15 protein-coding genes are annotated in these 14,874 nt (G+C 65.5%); 10 read left to right on the plus strand and 5 right to left on the minus strand.

Features of this window, described 5'->3' with window-relative positions; genetic code table 11:
- Positions 1–15: 15 nt before the first annotated feature.
- Entirely contained in the window at positions 16–369 is a 354-nt protein-coding gene (locus ACLMAL_RS04815; RefSeq protein WP_328407676.1) for a hypothetical protein, read from the minus strand.
- Here ACLMAL_RS04815 and ACLMAL_RS04820 point away from each other — a divergent pair.
- The 9 genes from ACLMAL_RS04820 (at position 353) to ACLMAL_RS04860 (ending at position 9,979) form a co-directional block, all read left to right on the plus strand.
- Positions 353–649: a hypothetical protein gene (locus tag ACLMAL_RS04820; protein ID WP_328407678.1), complete on the plus strand. Its 297-nt coding sequence runs from the start codon at positions 353–355 to the stop codon at positions 647–649. The two genes, ACLMAL_RS04815 and ACLMAL_RS04820, sit on opposite strands and share 17 nt — an antisense overlap.
- A 252-nt stretch (positions 650–901) precedes the next feature.
- Positions 902–1,438 (plus strand): DUF6764 family protein, encoded by a 537-nt coding sequence (locus tag ACLMAL_RS04825; protein WP_411997972.1) that lies wholly within the window; start codon positions 902–904, stop codon positions 1,436–1,438.
- Between the two features lie 59 nt (positions 1,439–1,497).
- The gene (locus ACLMAL_RS04830) at positions 1,498–2,775 is read left to right on the plus strand and encodes a serine hydrolase domain-containing protein (RefSeq protein ID WP_411997973.1); all 1,278 of its coding nucleotides are present in this window, start codon (positions 1,498–1,500) and stop codon (positions 2,773–2,775) included.
- Positions 2,776–2,886: 111 nt separating this feature from the next.
- Positions 2,887–4,206 carry a cytochrome P450 gene (locus ACLMAL_RS04835; protein ID WP_411997974.1) on the plus strand — a complete coding sequence of 440 codons (1,320 nt, stop codon included), beginning with the start codon at positions 2,887–2,889 and terminating at the stop codon, positions 4,204–4,206.
- Between the two features lie 366 nt (positions 4,207–4,572).
- Entirely contained in the window at positions 4,573–5,490 is a 918-nt protein-coding gene (locus tag ACLMAL_RS04840) for a L,D-transpeptidase (RefSeq protein WP_411997975.1), read from the plus strand.
- A gap of 180 nt (positions 5,491–5,670) precedes the next feature.
- A complete protein-coding gene (locus tag ACLMAL_RS04845) occupies positions 5,671–6,600 on the plus strand; it encodes a carbohydrate ABC transporter permease (RefSeq protein WP_411997976.1) in 930 nt (309 codons plus the stop codon).
- Positions 6,601–6,671: 71 nt separating this feature from the next.
- Complete coding sequence (locus ACLMAL_RS04850; protein ID WP_411998142.1) at positions 6,672–7,463, plus strand: carbohydrate ABC transporter permease; 792 nt, start codon at positions 6,672–6,674, stop codon at positions 7,461–7,463.
- Between the two features lie 19 nt (positions 7,464–7,482).
- Positions 7,483–8,811 carry an ABC transporter substrate-binding protein gene (locus ACLMAL_RS04855; RefSeq protein WP_411997977.1) on the plus strand — a complete coding sequence of 443 codons (1,329 nt, stop codon included), beginning with the start codon at positions 7,483–7,485 and terminating at the stop codon, positions 8,809–8,811.
- A gap of 91 nt (positions 8,812–8,902) precedes the next feature.
- Positions 8,903–9,979, plus strand: a complete 1,077-nt coding sequence (locus ACLMAL_RS04860) for an ABC transporter ATP-binding protein (protein ID WP_411997978.1) — start codon at positions 8,903–8,905, stop codon at positions 9,977–9,979.
- Between the two features lie 66 nt (positions 9,980–10,045).
- Here the strand turns inward: ACLMAL_RS04860 and ACLMAL_RS04865 are convergent, their stop codons facing one another.
- The 3 genes from ACLMAL_RS04865 to ACLMAL_RS04875 form a co-directional block, all read right to left on the minus strand.
- Complete coding sequence (locus tag ACLMAL_RS04865; protein ID WP_411997979.1) at positions 10,046–12,064, minus strand: M13 family metallopeptidase; 2,019 nt, start codon at positions 12,062–12,064, stop codon at positions 10,046–10,048.
- 73 nt (positions 12,065–12,137) lie between these two features.
- Positions 12,138–12,515, minus strand: coding sequence for a DUF397 domain-containing protein (locus ACLMAL_RS04870; RefSeq protein ID WP_406234825.1), 378 nt, complete (start codon positions 12,513–12,515; stop codon positions 12,138–12,140).
- A gap of 10 nt (positions 12,516–12,525) precedes the next feature.
- Complete coding sequence (locus ACLMAL_RS04875; RefSeq protein WP_328407697.1) at positions 12,526–13,377, minus strand: Scr1 family TA system antitoxin-like transcriptional regulator; 852 nt, start codon at positions 13,375–13,377, stop codon at positions 12,526–12,528.
- Positions 13,378–13,524: 147 nt separating this feature from the next.
- Between ACLMAL_RS04875 and ACLMAL_RS04880 the strand changes: the two genes are divergently transcribed.
- A complete protein-coding gene (locus ACLMAL_RS04880) occupies positions 13,525–14,040 on the plus strand; it encodes a hypothetical protein (RefSeq protein ID WP_411997980.1) in 516 nt (171 codons plus the stop codon).
- Here ACLMAL_RS04880 and ACLMAL_RS04885 read toward each other — a convergent pair.
- A complete protein-coding gene (locus ACLMAL_RS04885) occupies positions 14,034–14,615 on the minus strand; it encodes a DUF4190 domain-containing protein (protein ID WP_411997981.1) in 582 nt (193 codons plus the stop codon). The genes ACLMAL_RS04880 and ACLMAL_RS04885 overlap by 7 nt on opposite strands.
- Positions 14,616–14,874: the final 259 nt, after the last annotated feature.

Genomic DNA, 14,874 nt, shown 5'->3' on the forward strand with positions numbered 1-14,874 from the left:
GGGATACCTGCTGGTTCAGAGCTCCTGAACGCAGACCACGAAATGCCTGACCGGGTAGGTGAATCCGGTGCCGCTGCTGCAGGCGCCCGCATCGTCGGCGTTCTGCTGGATGTTGGTCACCTTCACGCGCTGGGTGCCGCGCTCGGTGCAGTCGATGCGCTTGGGATCCTCGCCGCCGACATCCATACAGCCGCCGACGACCCAGTCGATATCGAGGCAGAGCGCGCCCTGCTCGATGCCGTTCAGCGTTTCCGCATAGTAGTTGTCGCGGTCGCTGATGCACTGACTGTTGTTCGGAGCCTTGCCGACGACCTTGTAGTTCGATACCCGGCTGCCACAGGATGCCTTGGCGATGGTGGCGTCGGCCACCGTGCCGCCCAGGGTCACGCAGTCACCGACGTTGGCCTCGAAGTCGGTGCTGCCGCCGCGATCCGCCGAAGTCGGCGTCGGCTTGCCCGAGGTGGGCCTGCCGGTGGTCGGTCTGCCCAACGAGGTCTTCGGAGTGCTTGTTGTCGATAGCGCATCGACCGTTCCATTGTTCATCGCAGGCTGTGCGGAGCCACTGATAGTGGAGCCACATCCCGCCACAAAGATCGCGGCAACAGCGGCAACCGCCGCGACGGCGGCAACCGCGAGCCGCCCCGAGTGAAGTCGACCAGACACGTAACAGTCCTCCCGAGCTGTAACGCTCCGAACTCACACCCCCGTCAGAATCCGAAGTTGATAATGCAGAGCTTGAATACCACGCCATGCATACACCATGCGCGGCGCGCACGTCGAGTCGAAGCCGGCACGGCGCCTGGTCGGTACCCGCGGTACGACGCAGCGGCCCACCGGCCGAATCGCATTCCCAGCAACCGATCTGAGTAGGGTGGTAATTCCCATGTGAAAGGAGTTGTCCGTGAAGCTGATCAGCACAATCATCTGCACGACCGCCACGATGGGCACCTCCTTACTGCTGCCGGCGTTGGCCTCAGCAACCGATGCGCACTGCTCATCGGACCAGGGAGTCGACATCACCGTTATCGATGGACGCGCCGCATGCCGGGCCGCGAGCGACACCTCCGGCCGAGCCCGCGCCGCGGGGTACGACGGCGTCGGCTACGCGAAGGCGACCTTCGGCGCGATCGCGTTCGGGATCGGCGCCGCCGGTGGCGTCGGCGCGAGCGAAGGGGCAGGCGGGATTCCGATCGCGATCGGAATCGGCAGGGATGCGGTGGCCCTGACCTCGATTGCCGACCCTGGCGGGCGCGACGCGGGTGCGCCGATCCTCGCGGTGTCGATCGCCTTGGACGGATCGCGCGCCGGTGTCGAATCCTCGGACAACGCCGTGGTCTGCCTCGGATCGGCGGCACTCGCCTGGAGTTCGACGACCGGCGCCACCTGTCTGGCAACTCCGTTCGGTCGCTGGCAAACCGCACCCGCCGCGATAGGCTGAACGTCCGGCCGCTGAGTTCGTGCCCGCTTCGGCCGTCCCCAGGTCAGGAGGTGCGAGGCATGGTTTCTGCCTTTCAACCATCCGGCAGGCGACTGGCAGCGCCCCGGGAAATGCTCGTTGACCCGAGGTTCGTCCGGTTGGCCGACCACTTCTTCGGCATGTTCACCCAGCCCAACCGCGGCGGCGGCGCCCTCGCGATCTATCTCGACGGCCGGCCCGTCGTCGATATCTGGGCCGGGTGGGCGGCCAAGGATCGCCGCTGGAACGGCGGCAATGTGGCACTCACCTTCTCCACCGGCAAGGGTGTCGCCTCCACCGTGGTACACCGGCTGGCCGAACGCGGCCTCATCGACTACGACGCACCGGTGGCCGAGTACTGGCCGGAGTTCGCCGCACACGGTAAAGCCGACATCACGGTGCGCGATGTGCTCTCGCACCGGGCCGGGCTGCACCGGGTGCGGGGGCTGGTGCCCGGCCGCGAAGGCATCCTCGACTACGACGCGGTGGTGCGGGCCCTCGCCGAAAGTCCGGCCGACCCGCGCCGCATCCGCTCCTCCGGCTATCACGCGATCACCTTCGGGTGGCTGGTTGCCGAGATCGTGCAGCGGGTGACCGGTGATCCGTTCACCGACGTGCTGCGCAGGGAGATCGCCGTACCGCTCGGCAGAGATGAATTCTGGTTCCGAGTACCGGAATCCGAACGCTACCGGATCGCGAAGATCTTTCCGCACCTGAGTCCGCCCGGAATCCGCTGGAACACCGCATCTTCGGTGCTGTCGTGGGTGCGGCCGATCCGCGGACTCGCCGAGGCGGGCATGCCCGAGAGCTTCGATGAGCTGGTCCGCGATCCTCGGGTGCACGATGCGGTGATGCCGGGATGGAATGGCGTGTTCTCGGCACGCGCACTGGCCGAGATGTACGGTGCGCTCGCCAACGGCGGGCGGGTCGAGGTGGATCGCGGCACGCAGGGGATCGAAACCGTGCAGCTGCTGAAGCCGGAGACGATCGAAACCATCAATCAGGTGCAGCCGTCCGAAAACCGCGACTACGTGCTCGGATTCCCGCTGCGGTTCACCCTCGGCTATCACCGTCCGGTGCTGATGTCCAAACAGCAGCCGCGAAAAGCCTTCGGGCACTACGGCATCGGCGGCTCCGGCGCTTACGCCGATCCCTTGCTCGGCATGTCGATCGCCTTCGTCACCAACCGGCTCGGCAATGCCGTCACCGCGCTCGGTGACGCCCGGCTCGCGAAGGTCGCGGCCATCGCAAGCAACACCGTGCGCAAATATCGACAGGCCACGCAGGTCGCCGTCGATCCGATCGAGCCGCCGGACTGATGCCGCGCGTCGAACCGCGAAGCCGATGAGTTCGTACCTATAGATATGAACGTCGGTCCGTCGCATGGTGAGGACGAACCAGCACCGGATGTCCCACGGGCACCGAGGCTGGTGGTCGCACACGCACTTGCGGCGGGCATCGATTTCGAGCGGTACTTACGCTGGCGCCGCGCGCACGAGGGAGATCCGTTCTTCGTGCGCTTTCCCGGCCTCGGTTCGGTCCTGTTCACCGGAACGCCCGAGGGCGCCCGCGAGATGTTTCGCGCACCACCCGACCTGCTCGAACCGCCGCGGCCGAATCCGATCGAACCGCTGGTCGGCAGCGCGTCGCTCATCCTCGTTGCGGGCGAGCGGCACCGGCAGGACCGGACCTTGCTCGCGCCCGCCTTCCACAGCGCCCGCATCCGCGCCTACAGCGAGCTCATCCGCGATTCAGCGCTGGCCGAAATATCCGGTGATACAGCAGGATCCGGCCCGGCCTGGCGGCCGGGCACGCGCATCGACTCACGGGCGGCCGCGCGGGCCATCACGCTGCGGGTCATCCTGGAGGCCGTCTTCGGAGTGGACAGCCACGAGCAGCGGGCGGCGTACACCAGCGCGGTCGCCGAATTCCTCGCCGCGTTTTCCGGGCCGCTGATGCTGCTGCCGGTGCTGCGCCACGGACTGTTCGGACAGGCGCCGTGGGATCGGTTCGTCGCGGCGCGCGACCGGCTCGACGCACTGATCCTGGCCGATATCGCCAGGCGCAAGAACCCGGCGAGCCGATCGGCCGACATCCTCGGAATGCTGCTGACAACGTCTTATGACGACGGCACCGCGATCTCCGACGCCGATCTGTGTGACCAGCTGCGCACCCTGCTGGTCGCGGGGCACGAGACCACCGCGACCACGCTGGTGTGGGCACTGTTCCATCTGCATCGGGAACCAGCGGCCTTGGGACGACTACGCGCGGAAATACAGGCCGCAGGCCCCGAGGCGACGCCGCTGGAGCTGGCGGGTCTGCCCTATCTCGACGCCGTGTGCCAGGAAACGCTGCGTCTACATCCCACGGTGCCGATCGTGCTGCGCCGGGTCACTGCGCCGTTCTCGCTGCTCGGAGTCCCACTCGCGGCCGGTGACACCATGGGCATCGCGGTGCCGCTGCTGCATTCCGAGCCCCGGGTGTGGGCGGAGCCCGAGCAGTTCCGGCCCGAGCGATTCCTCGAGCGCCGGTACGGGCCGTTCGAGTTCGCACCGTTCGGCGGCGGTCACCGGCGCTGCATCGGCGCATCGTTGGCCGACTACGAACTGCGGATCGTGCTGGCGACAATCCTCGGCCGGGTTCGGCTGCGACTGGCGCCGCGCTATGCGCGTGGGCGGGCGCCGCTGTCGGTGCCGCACAACATCGCGACCGGTCCTCGGCGGTCGATCCCCTTCGATGTTTTGGCGTGATTTACATCACGAACCCGTTTGGTGTCAGCTACAACCGTCCACCCGGTCGGCTCCACATCCGCATCGAGACTCGCCGCTGTGACCGGCGACTTTCGCGAAAGGTGGTGATCGCCAACAACATCTGTGGCACACGCCACATTGAACACTCGGACCGAATCAATGTGAAAAGCGGGTGGCCCCGAGCCGCGCCCGACGGTAGGAATGGACGTCAGGGGCGGGTGCGTCAAATGCCCGCGGGGCCGCGTCATGGGCTCCGCGCTTCATCCGCGGGGCCATGTCACTGGTTCCGCAACACATTCGTGGGGTGCCTCCAGAGGCTCCGCGCCTATGAAAGATCTCGCTCGCTACCGGCGGACGAGAAATGGAATGGACGAGAAACCTATGCATGTCGCTTTGCACACCAGGTCGTTGCCGTCTGCACACCGGGGAGCGCAGCTAGCCCGCCGGATCCGGCAGGGCGTCCTGTTGTCCGCGGCGATCGCGACGGTCGGCGCCGCGCTGGTCGCGCCCGCCCAGGCCGCACCGCTGCCCGGGGGCTCTGGCTCCTCTTCCCCCGCAGCCACCGATCAGACGCCGAAGGCGAACTTCGCGCCGCCGTCGATCAACATCGCCGACGGCGAGACCGTCGGCGTCGCGCAGCCGATCATCATCAACTTCACGGACCCGGTCACCGATCACGCCACCGCCGAGAAGGCCATCAAGGTCACCTCGTCGACTCCGGCGCCCGGCCACTTCCGCTGGGTCAGCGACAAGCAGGTGCGCTGGCGGCCGAACGACTTCTGGCCGGCCAACACCGACGTGACCGTGCAGGCGGGCGACACCCGCAGCGCCTTCCGCATCGGCGACGCGCTGGTCAGCACCGCCGACGACACCACGCACACCATCACGATCACCCTCAACGGTGAGGTCGTGAAGGAAATGCCGACCTCGATGGGCAAGACCAAGCACGAGACCCCGAACGGCACGTACTACGTCGGCGAGCAGCTGCGCAAGATGACGATGGATTCGTCCACCTACGGCGTCCCGATCACCGATCCCGAGGGCTACAAGCTCGAGGTCGAGTACGCCACGCGGATCTCCAACAGCGGCATCTTCGTGCACGCCGCACCGTGGTCGGTTTCGCAGCAGGGTGTTTCGAACGCCAGCCACGGCTGCCTGAACGTGAGCACCGAGAACGCCAAGTGGTTCCTGGAGAACACCAAGAAGGGCGACCCGGTCATCGTGCAGAACACCAACGGCGGCACCCTGAGCGCGAGTGACGGCTTCGGCGACTGGAACGTGTAGAGCTAGCGACAGCGCATGGGCCCAGCAACTGGGTGACCGAGAGCCGAACACTACGATCAATTCGGGCAAAGTCCGATCGTAGTGTTCGGCTTTTGTTTCACTAGGTCGGTGGTTGGAAAGTTCAGCAGGTTGACGGGTGATGTTAACCGGTCGTTTGCTATCTTCCGTAGAGTGCGCGCTGTGCGAACCAGCCCCGAGCGTGTGCTCCCGCAACTCCGAGATCGCGGAGGACGGGGGCGGCCGTGGCAGGACTACGCGCTGTTCTTCGTGTTGCTGGTACCGAATCTCGCGTTGCTGTCGCTGTTCGTCTATCGACCACTGCTGGACAACATCCGGCTGTCGTTTACCGACTGGAACATCTCCGACCCCTTCGTGACCTACATCGGGTTGGACAACTACCGCGAGTGGTGGGGCCGGTCGGATTCCTGGCAGATCGTCACCAACACAGTGGTTTTCACCCTGGCCGCCGTCGTCGGAAGCATGGTTATCGGCCTGGCGCTGGCGCTGCTGCTCGACCGTAAACTCTTCGGCCGCAACGTGGTCCGCTCGGCCATCTTCGCGCCGTTCGTCATCTCCGGCGCCGCCATCGGCGTGGCGTTCCAGTTCATCTTCGATCCCAGCTTCGGCCTGGTCCAGGATGTGCTGCACCGCATAGGCGTGGACGAGGTGCCGGATTTCTATCAGGACCCGCACTGGGCGATGTTCATGGTGACGGTGACCTATATCTGGAAGAACCTCGGCTACACCTTCGTCATCTATCTGGCCGCACTACAGGGCACTCGGGCCGATCTGATGGAGGCGGCCGAGATGGACGGCGCGAGCCGGTGGACCACCTTCACCAAGGTGCTGCTGCCGCAGCTGCGCCCGACCACGTTCTTCCTGTCCATCACGGTGCTGCTGAACTCGCTGCAGGTCTTCGACATCATCAACGTGATGACACGGGGCGGACCGCTCGGCACCGGAACCACGACGATGGTCTACCAGGTCTACGAGGAGTCCTTCCGGAACTTCCGCGCCGGATACGGCGCGACCGTGGCCACCATCATGTTCCTGGTATTGCTGACCATCACGCTGATCCAGGTGCGGATCATGGATCGAGGCGAGCAGTGAAACACGTCGGACCGACCACGTCTTCGTACCAGGCGCGGCAACGGCTGGTACGGCTGCTCGGCTACGCCGCCATGCTGTGCGTGCTGATCATCGTCGGCGTGCCGCTGTTCTGGATCGTCATCACCTCGTTCAAGGCGCGCCCGGACATCTACACCCAACCCGCCGTGTACTGGCCACACAGCTGGCATCCGGAGAACTACGAGGAAGCCACCACCGCGCTGCCGTTCTGGACGTTCCTGCGCAACTCGCTGATCGTCACCGGCGTGATCGCCGCGGTCAAATTCGTGCTCGGCATCCTCAGCGCCTATGGGCTGGTGTTCCTGCGCTTCCCCGGCAAGAACGTGGTGTTCCTCGTCATCATCGCCGCGCTGATGGTGCCCAACCAGATCACCGTGATCTCCAACTACGCATTGATCGCCCAGCTGGGCTGGCGAAACACCTTCCAGGGCATCATCGTTCCGCTCTGCGGCGTCGCCTTCGGGACGTTCCTGATGCGCAACCACTTCCTCTCGCTGCCCGTGGAGGTGATCGAGGCGGCCAGGATGGACGGCGCCAATTGGTGGCGACTACTCACCAGGGTGGTGCTGCCGATGTCCGGGCCGACCATGGTTGCCTTCGCTGTTGTCACGCTGGTCAACGAGTGGAACGAATACCTCTGGCCGTTCTTGATGGCCGACGACACCACCGTCGCCACCCTGCCTGTCGGCCTCACCCTGCTGCAGAACACCGAGAATCCGAGCGTCACCAACTGGGGACCGGTGATGGCGGGCACGCTGCTCACCATGCTGCCGATTCTGCTGGTGTTCCTGCTGCTGCAGCGCCACATGATCAAGGGCCTCACCTCGGGTGCGGTCAAGGGTTAACCGATACAGGAGAAACCACGTGTCCACTTCACAATTCCCCGCACTGTCGCGGCGCGGATTCATCGGTCTGGCCGGCGCGGTCGCCGCGGGCGCGGCGCTCACCGCCTGTGCGGGCAGCGGCGGTGGCGGCAAGCAGTCCGGCGACGCCAACACTATTACCTTCTGGTCGAACCACCCTGGCACCTCGAAGGAACTCGAGACCGAGCTGATCAACCGGTTCCAGGCCCAACACCCGGACCTGAAGGTCAACCTGGTCGATGCGGGCAAGAACTACGAGGAGGTGTCGCAGAAGTTCAATGCGGCGCTCTCCGGTGGCGACCTGCCGGATGTCGTTGTGCTGTCGGACGTCTGGTGGTTCAACTACGCCCTCAACGGCACCATCGAACCGCTGGACGCGCACTTCGGCGACGCAGGTGTGAAGCTGGAGGACTACGTCGACTCGCTGGCCGCCGACTACGTGTTCAACGGCAAGCACTACGCGCTGCCCTACGCCCGCTCGACACCGCTGTTCTATTACAACAAGGACGTGTGGTCGAAGGCCGGCCTCCCGGACCGGGGACCGCAGAGCTGGCAGGAATTCGACGAATGGGGCCCCAAGCTGCAGCAGGTCGTCGGCGAAGGCAAGCTCGCCTACGGCTGGGGCGACGCGAAAAACTATCTGGCCTGGACCTTCCAGGGCCCGAACTGGACCTTCGGCGGCGCCTACTCCGATCAGTGGATGCTGAAGTTCACCGACCCCAAAACCATCGCGGCGGGCCAGTTCCTGCGCGACATGATCCACACCAAGAAGTACGCGGGCATCAAGCCACAGATCGCGGTCGACTTCGGCACCGGCGTGATCGCCTCCACCATCGCCTCCACCGGCGACCTGAAGGGCATCAAGAAGAATGCCGAGGGCAAGCTCGAATTCGGCACCGCGTTCCTGCCGCACCCGAACGGCCCCGGCGTCACCACCGGTGGTGCGGGCCTTGCCATTCCGTCGCGTATTCCCGACCAGCGGAAGGTGAACGCGCTCAAATTCATCGAGTTCATCACCAATGCCGCGAACACGGCGTATTTCTCGCAGGGCACCGGATACATGCCGGTGCGCAAGTCGGCCGTCACCGATCCGAGCGAGGTGGACTTCCTGGCGAAGAACCCGAACGCGAAGGTCGCCATCGAGCAGCTGCCGCTGACCAAGTCGCAGGACTACGCGCGGGTGTTCGTACCGGGCGGCGACCAGATCATCGGCACCGGGCTCGAGCAGATCGGTCTGCAGAACGCGGACCCGGCAACGGCTTTCGCCAATATATCCAGCCAGCTGCAGGCGATCATCGACCGCCAGATCACACCGAAGCTGCCCAAGTAATTTCGCCAACCCCCATCGGACAACGCGCGAGCATCCGGCCGGGCAACAACCTGCGTGACCGCGCAGGCCATCTCACAAGGAGATCGACAGCATGGCAACAGTGCACTTCGACGGGGTGACGCATCTGTATCCCGGTGCGCCGACGCCTGCTGTCGATAGCCTCGACATCGATATCGCCGACGGGGAATTCATCGTCCTCGTCGGCCCGTCGGGCTGCGGCAAGTCGACCAGCCTGCGCATGCTCGCCGGACTGGAGTCGGTCGAGGCGGGCCGAATCCTGATCGGCGGCAAGGACGTCACCGGGCTGCCGCCGCGGGCGCGGGATGTGGCGATGGTGTTCCAGAGCTATGCGCTCTACCCGAATATGACCGTCGCGCAGAACATGGGCTTCGCCCTGCGCAATGCGGGAATGAGCAGGGCCGACACCATGGTTCGCGTGCAGGAAGCCGCCAAGATGCTGGAGCTGGAAGCGCTGCTCGACCGCAAGCCCGCGAAACTCTCCGGCGGCCAGCGCCAGCGAGTCGCCATGGGCCGCGCCATCGTTCGGCGTCCACAGGTGTTCTGCATGGACGAGCCGCTGTCCAATCTGGACGCGAAGCTACGGGTCAGCACCCGATCTCAGATCGCCGCCCTGCAGAAGCGGCTCGGCACCACCACGGTGTACGTCACCCACGATCAGGTCGAGGCGATGACCATGGGTGACCGGGTCGCGGTGCTGCGCGACGGCAAGCTGCAGCAAATCGCTGCGCCGCGCGAACTCTACGACAATCCGGTGAACACCTTCGTCGCCGGTTTCATCGGCTCGCCGGGTATGAATCTGCTCGACGCACCGGTGCGCGAGAACGCCGCGGTGCTCGGCGACCTGCGAATTCCCTTGCCGCACAGTGTGCAGACCGATCGCGTTGTCGTCGGCGTACGCCCGGAATCGTGGGAAGTCACCACCGAACCCGACGGCCTCGCCGTCGCCGCCGAACTCCTCGAGGAACTCGGCGCCGAGTCCTTCATCTACAGCCACGGCATCACCGAGGAGTGGAACAGCCACTCCGGCAAGGTGGTTGCCCGCGTGGACCGCCGCTTCCAGGTCGCCCTCGGCGATCAGCTGCGGCTACGGCCCAAACTCGACGAGATCTTCTTCTTCGACGGCGCCACCGAGCTGCGCCTGCGCTGACATCGGACCATCGGGAGCACCCCGGCATCCCGGCCTGACCCGGGATGCAGGGGCTCGGTGGAGCAGCTACCAGATCCGGACGCGCTCGGCCGGGTCCAGATACAGGCTGTCACCCGGCTTGACGTCGAAGGCTTCGTGGAAGCTGTCGATATTGCGAACCACGGCGTTGCAGCGGAATTCGGGTGGGGAGTGCGGGTCGACGGCGAGACGGCGGATCGCTTCCTCGGTGCGGGCCTTGGTGCGCCACACCTGCGCCCAGCCGAAGAAGACGCGCTGCAGGCCGGTGAGACCATCGAGCTCCGGGGCCTCGGCGCCCGCCAGCGAAATCTTGTAGGCCGCGAGCGCGATCGACAGACCACCGAGATCGCCGATGTTCTCGCCGATGGTGAACTCGCCGTTCACGGTGTGCTCGTCGGGCAGGTCCTTCGGCGAGAGCACGCTGTACTGATCGATCAATGCCTTGGTGCGCTTGCCGAATTCGGTGCGGTCGTCGTCGGTCCACCAGTCGATCATGTTGCCGTCGCCGTCGTACTTGGCGCCCTGGTCGTCGAATCCGTGCCCGATCTCGTGACCGATCACCGCGCCGATACCGCCGTAGTTGGCGGCGTCGTCGGCATGCATGTCGAAGAACGGCGGCTGCAGAATGGCGGCGGGGAAGACGATCTCGTTCATGCCGGGGTTGTAGTAGGCGTTCACCATCTGCGGGGTCATGAACCACTCATCGCGGTCGACGGGGCCGCCGAGCTTGTTCAGGTCGCGGTCGTGCTCGGCGGCATGGCCGCGCCGGTAGTTGCCGACCAGATCGGCGGGATCGATGACGACGCCGGAGTAGTCGCGCCACTTGTCCGGGTAGCCGATCTTCGGAGTGAACTTCTCCAGCTTGGCCAGCGCGGCCGCCCTGGTGTCGGGGCCCATCCAATCCAGTGCGGCGATATTGCGCCGGTAGGCCTCCTGCAGGTTGGCAACCAACTCCACCATTCGTGCCTTGGCCTCGGGCGGAAAATGCTCGGCCACATACAGTTTGCCGACCGCCTCGCCGAGCAGATCCTGCACCAGCGAGACGCCACGCTTCCAGCGTTCCCGGTTCTCCTGCGCGCCGGTCAGAGTACGCCCGAAAAAGTCGAAGCTCTCCTCGACCACCGCGTCGGTGAGATACGCCGCGCGCGAGCGGATCACCCGCCATGCGGCCCAGGCCTGCCAGTCGGCCGTCGACTCCGCGGCCCAGGTCTGTGCGAAGGTCCGCACATAATCCGGCTGCCGCACAATCACTTCCGCGAAGAGCTCGGGGCCGGTTGCCGTGCTGTCTTCGGCCAGGGCCGAAGTCCATGCGGTCCAATCGAATTCGGGATTCTGGGTGGTCAGCTCGTCGAAGGTGGTCAGGTTGTAGCCGAGTTCGGCGTCGCGGCGACGCACTACGTCCCAGTGCCCGGCCGCGAGCTTGCGCTCCAGCTCGAACACCTGCTGCCCGACGGTGTCCAGATCGTCCGGCAAGAGACCCGCGAGCTGTGGATCGGCGGCGGCCAGCGCGAACATGCGGCCGATATGCGCGATGTACTTGGTGCGGATCTCGGCGAATTCGTCCTGCCGGTAGTAGGACTCGTCGGGCAGGCCGATCCCGGACTGGGAGGCATGCACCAGATACCGGTTGGAGTCCTTGTCGTCGGTGTCGACGTAGAAGCCGAGCGCGCCGCCGACACCGGTGCGTTGCAGTCGGCCGAGCAGTGCGGCGAAGGCGCTCCGGTCGGCGACCTCCTTGATCGCCGCGAGCTCGATGACGATCGGCGCGAGCCCGACGGCCGTCACGGCCTCGGTGTCCATGAAGCTCGAGTACAGGTCGCCGATCTTGCGGGCATCGCTGCCCGGCTCGGATTCGGATGCCGCCGCGTTCTGGATGATCGTCTGCACGTCGAGTTCGGCCTGGTCGTACAACGTCCGGAAGGCGCCGTCGACCGCACGATCCGCCGGTATCTCGTAGGTGTCGAGCCAGGCGCCATTGACGTGCGCGAACAGGTCGTCTTGCACCCGCACGGCCGCGTCGAGGTAGGACAGGTCGATACCGGAGGGACTGGTCAGCTCGGAAGTCACGATCTCCAGTATGCCGATCGCAGCGACCGGGCGCCGGAGGGTTGCCCCGGCCGCGGTGCGGCCGGGGGAGTGATCATGCGGGCAGAATGATGCGGTTGAATTCGCCGTCGTGAACGCCGGCGAGGAAGGCGTCCCACTCTTCAGGGGTGTAAGTGAGTGTGGTTTCGCCGCGGCGGAGCATGGTGTGCCCGTCGGCGGAGGTGCTCGCGGTTAGATCGCTGTGTGTGCGCCCGCGGACAATGGTGTCCAGGAACGAGGTCCACTCGTCGGCAGTAACGGTGATGATGGGCTCTTCAGCGGGGCGATTGGCCGGGTTGCGGCGGTATTTGCTGTCTCGGATGAGGACCGCATCACCATCGAACCGGACCTCGACGCATTGGTTGCCGTTGTTCGATCGAGTCGATGTGAACCAGCCGGTAGAAACCGACCGGGCGGTAGCGGTGGTGGCCATGGGCAGAATTTTACACTCCGGCATACCGGCTGATCAGGGCCAATGACTCGTCACGGTTCAACGATTGCTCCAGTGCGCGCACGTACGCGAAGCTCAGATCGCGCACCTGTTCGGGGTCGTCGACGGCGCCGCCGAACACCGCGCTCTCCGCCCAGCCGAAGGTCGGCAGTTGCTCGCCCGCGAAGTCGATCAGATGGAAACTCGAGCCGCCGAGCACCGCGCCCGCGGTAGCGGAGAACGGGATGACGCGCACCTCGATGCTGTCGAGCTCCTCGATCAGCGCGGCCAGGTGCTCCAGCTGTCCGTAGAGCACCTTCGGTCCGCCGGTCTGCTGTAGGAGGGTGCCCTCGCCGATCACGGCGGTCAGCTCGATGCGGTTTTTGCCGCGCAACCGCTCCTGGCGGCGCATTCGGATGGCGACCAACTGCTCGACCTGCACCGGCCTGATCATCACATCGGCGCTGATCAGGGCCCGGGCGTAGTCCTCGGTCTGCAAGAGCCCCGGCACGACAAGGCTGTCGTAGCTTCGGATGCTCTGCGCGCCGGACTCCATGCCATAGAGCCGCTGCAACTCCGGGCCGATCAGCGCGGAAGACTTTGCCCACCAACCGCGCTGCTTGCTGGCCTCGAGCAGGGCGAGCAATTCCTCGCGCTCCTCGACGTCGACCTCGAGCAGCTCCAGCACCGGGCCGATGGTGTTGGTAGTCAACACCCGTCTGCCCTTCTCGACATGCGACCAATTGGCCGGGGTGAAGCCGACACGTTTGGCGAAGGTGGCCGAATCGAAGCCCCGTTGTTCGCGCAATTCGCGCAGGCGAAGCACCAGTTCCCAGCGGGCAACGGTAGGCGAGACGGGTGCCATGACAGGCGATGTTACGCCGGTCGACTTACCGGCGTGTGACTATTGTCAAGCATGTTGCGCAGGTCTAGGGTCGATTTCAGCGGCCGTTCCACGAATCATTTCGATCCACTTCATTTCGATCAACTGAGCATCGAGGCGAGGTTCGTCATGAGCACAACAGATAGCCACGAAGTGTTCGGACAGACCCGTGTGCAGCCGATGTCGCCCGGACAGGAATTCGCGACCGCCCAAGAAGCCATTACGCGCTGCCGCAGCTACCGCAAGGACCACGGGCTCTACGGTGTCGTGGATCCCGCGCTCGGGCGCATCATGCTGGAAGTCGGGGCGGTCGGGGCGGTGGTCATGCCTGCGGTACTCGGCGAACACGTGCGCGACCACCTCGGCGCGCGCAACGGCCCGATCATCGCGCACCCGCGCTCGGGCCGCTGGACCTTCCTGACCGGACCCACCGACAATTCGTACCTGGACATGGCCCTGTTCTCCGACCTGTTCCGGGTCTGCGCCTCGGTCGCGCTGCCGGGCAGCAATATCGTGCTGCCCTCACCCGCGGACGAACACAGCGGTTACCGAACCTGGATCGCAGCGCCCGAGCGCGACTTCCGCCCCGAACTCGCCGAGGTCGTCGCCGCGACCCGGGCTTGCACGGCGCTGCGGCGTCAGTAGGTCGGGACCGGCGCAGGCGTAATGGTCACGCTGTACTTGGTCTCCAGTGTTCGGTTCCAGTCCCGCGTGCACTGGTCGATCTTGGCTTGATCATTGCCCGCCTTGTTCACGCAGTCGAGGAAGTCCTTGCCGCCGGAGTCGACGAAGAAGCTCCAGCCGACAATCGACAACAGGATCGCGGCGGCCAGCGACAGCACACCGAGGATCAGACCGGTGACGGCCATGCCGGTGCCACCCGCTGTGCCCGAACGCGTCTTCACGAACGCGATCAGGCCGAAGATGATCGCGAAGGCGCCGAAGACGTAGCCGCCGACAAGAGTCCAACAGGTCAGGAAGGCGATGATGCCGAGCACAAGCGCGGTAATCGCCAGACCCTTGCCCTTGGGCGACTCTTGCCAATAGTTCGGCTGACCCTGCTGGTACGGACCCGGCGGCGGGTACTGACCGGGTGGCGGATATTGACCGGGCGGTTGATATTGACCAGGCGGTGGATATTGGCCGGGTGGCGGATCTTGACCAGGCGCTGGATATTCGCCGGGCGGTGGATACTGACCAGGCGGCGGATGTTGCGACATGGACTTCCTCTCAGTCCCGCGGGGCATGCACACGGCAGTCCCCTACTGATCGCGCTCCCTACTGAGGGATGTTAATGCCGCGAACGTCGTTCGAACGTTGAACACGACCTGAAACCCTGCGCTGCGCCGAGCGAAGGCGAGGCCACCGCCTTACTGGAACACCGGCCGACGAAGTCGGTCCTGAACCGCGCTCGGCCCGAGCGAAGGCGAGGCCACCGCCTTACTAGAACACCGGCCGACGAAGTCGGTCCTGAACCGC

The sequence above is a fragment of the Nocardia sp. CWNU-33 genome, from assembly GCF_046764895.1.
GTDB lineage: Bacteria > Actinomycetota > Actinomycetes > Mycobacteriales > Mycobacteriaceae > Nocardia.

What these genes read in the sequence shown, in the direction of transcription:
- ACLMAL_RS04820 (WP_328407678.1), top strand. Translation starts at nt 353, where the DNA reads ATGGTGGCGTCGGCCACCGTGCCGCCCAGGGTCACGCAGTCACCGACG.
- ACLMAL_RS04830 (WP_411997973.1), top strand. Translation starts at nt 1,498, where the DNA reads ATGGTTTCTGCCTTTCAACCATCCGGCAGGCGACTGGCAGCGCCCCGG.
- ACLMAL_RS04840 (WP_411997975.1), top strand. Translation starts at nt 4,573, where the DNA reads ATGGACGAGAAACCTATGCATGTCGCTTTGCACACCAGGTCGTTGCCG.
- ACLMAL_RS04850 (WP_411998142.1), top strand. Translation starts at nt 6,672, where the DNA reads ATGCTGTGCGTGCTGATCATCGTCGGCGTGCCGCTGTTCTGGATCGTC.
- ACLMAL_RS04860 (WP_411997978.1), top strand. Translation starts at nt 8,903, where the DNA reads ATGGCAACAGTGCACTTCGACGGGGTGACGCATCTGTATCCCGGTGCG.
- ACLMAL_RS04870 (WP_406234825.1), bottom strand. Translation starts at nt 12,515, where the DNA reads ATGGCCACCACCGCTACCGCCCGGTCGGTTTCTACCGGCTGGTTCACA.
- ACLMAL_RS04875 (WP_328407697.1), bottom strand. Translation starts at nt 13,377, where the DNA reads ATGGCACCCGTCTCGCCTACCGTTGCCCGCTGGGAACTGGTGCTTCGC.
- ACLMAL_RS04880 (WP_411997980.1), top strand. Translation starts at nt 13,525, where the DNA reads ATGAGCACAACAGATAGCCACGAAGTGTTCGGACAGACCCGTGTGCAG.
- ACLMAL_RS04885 (WP_411997981.1), bottom strand. Translation starts at nt 14,615, where the DNA reads ATGTCGCAACATCCGCCGCCTGGTCAGTATCCACCGCCCGGCGAATAT.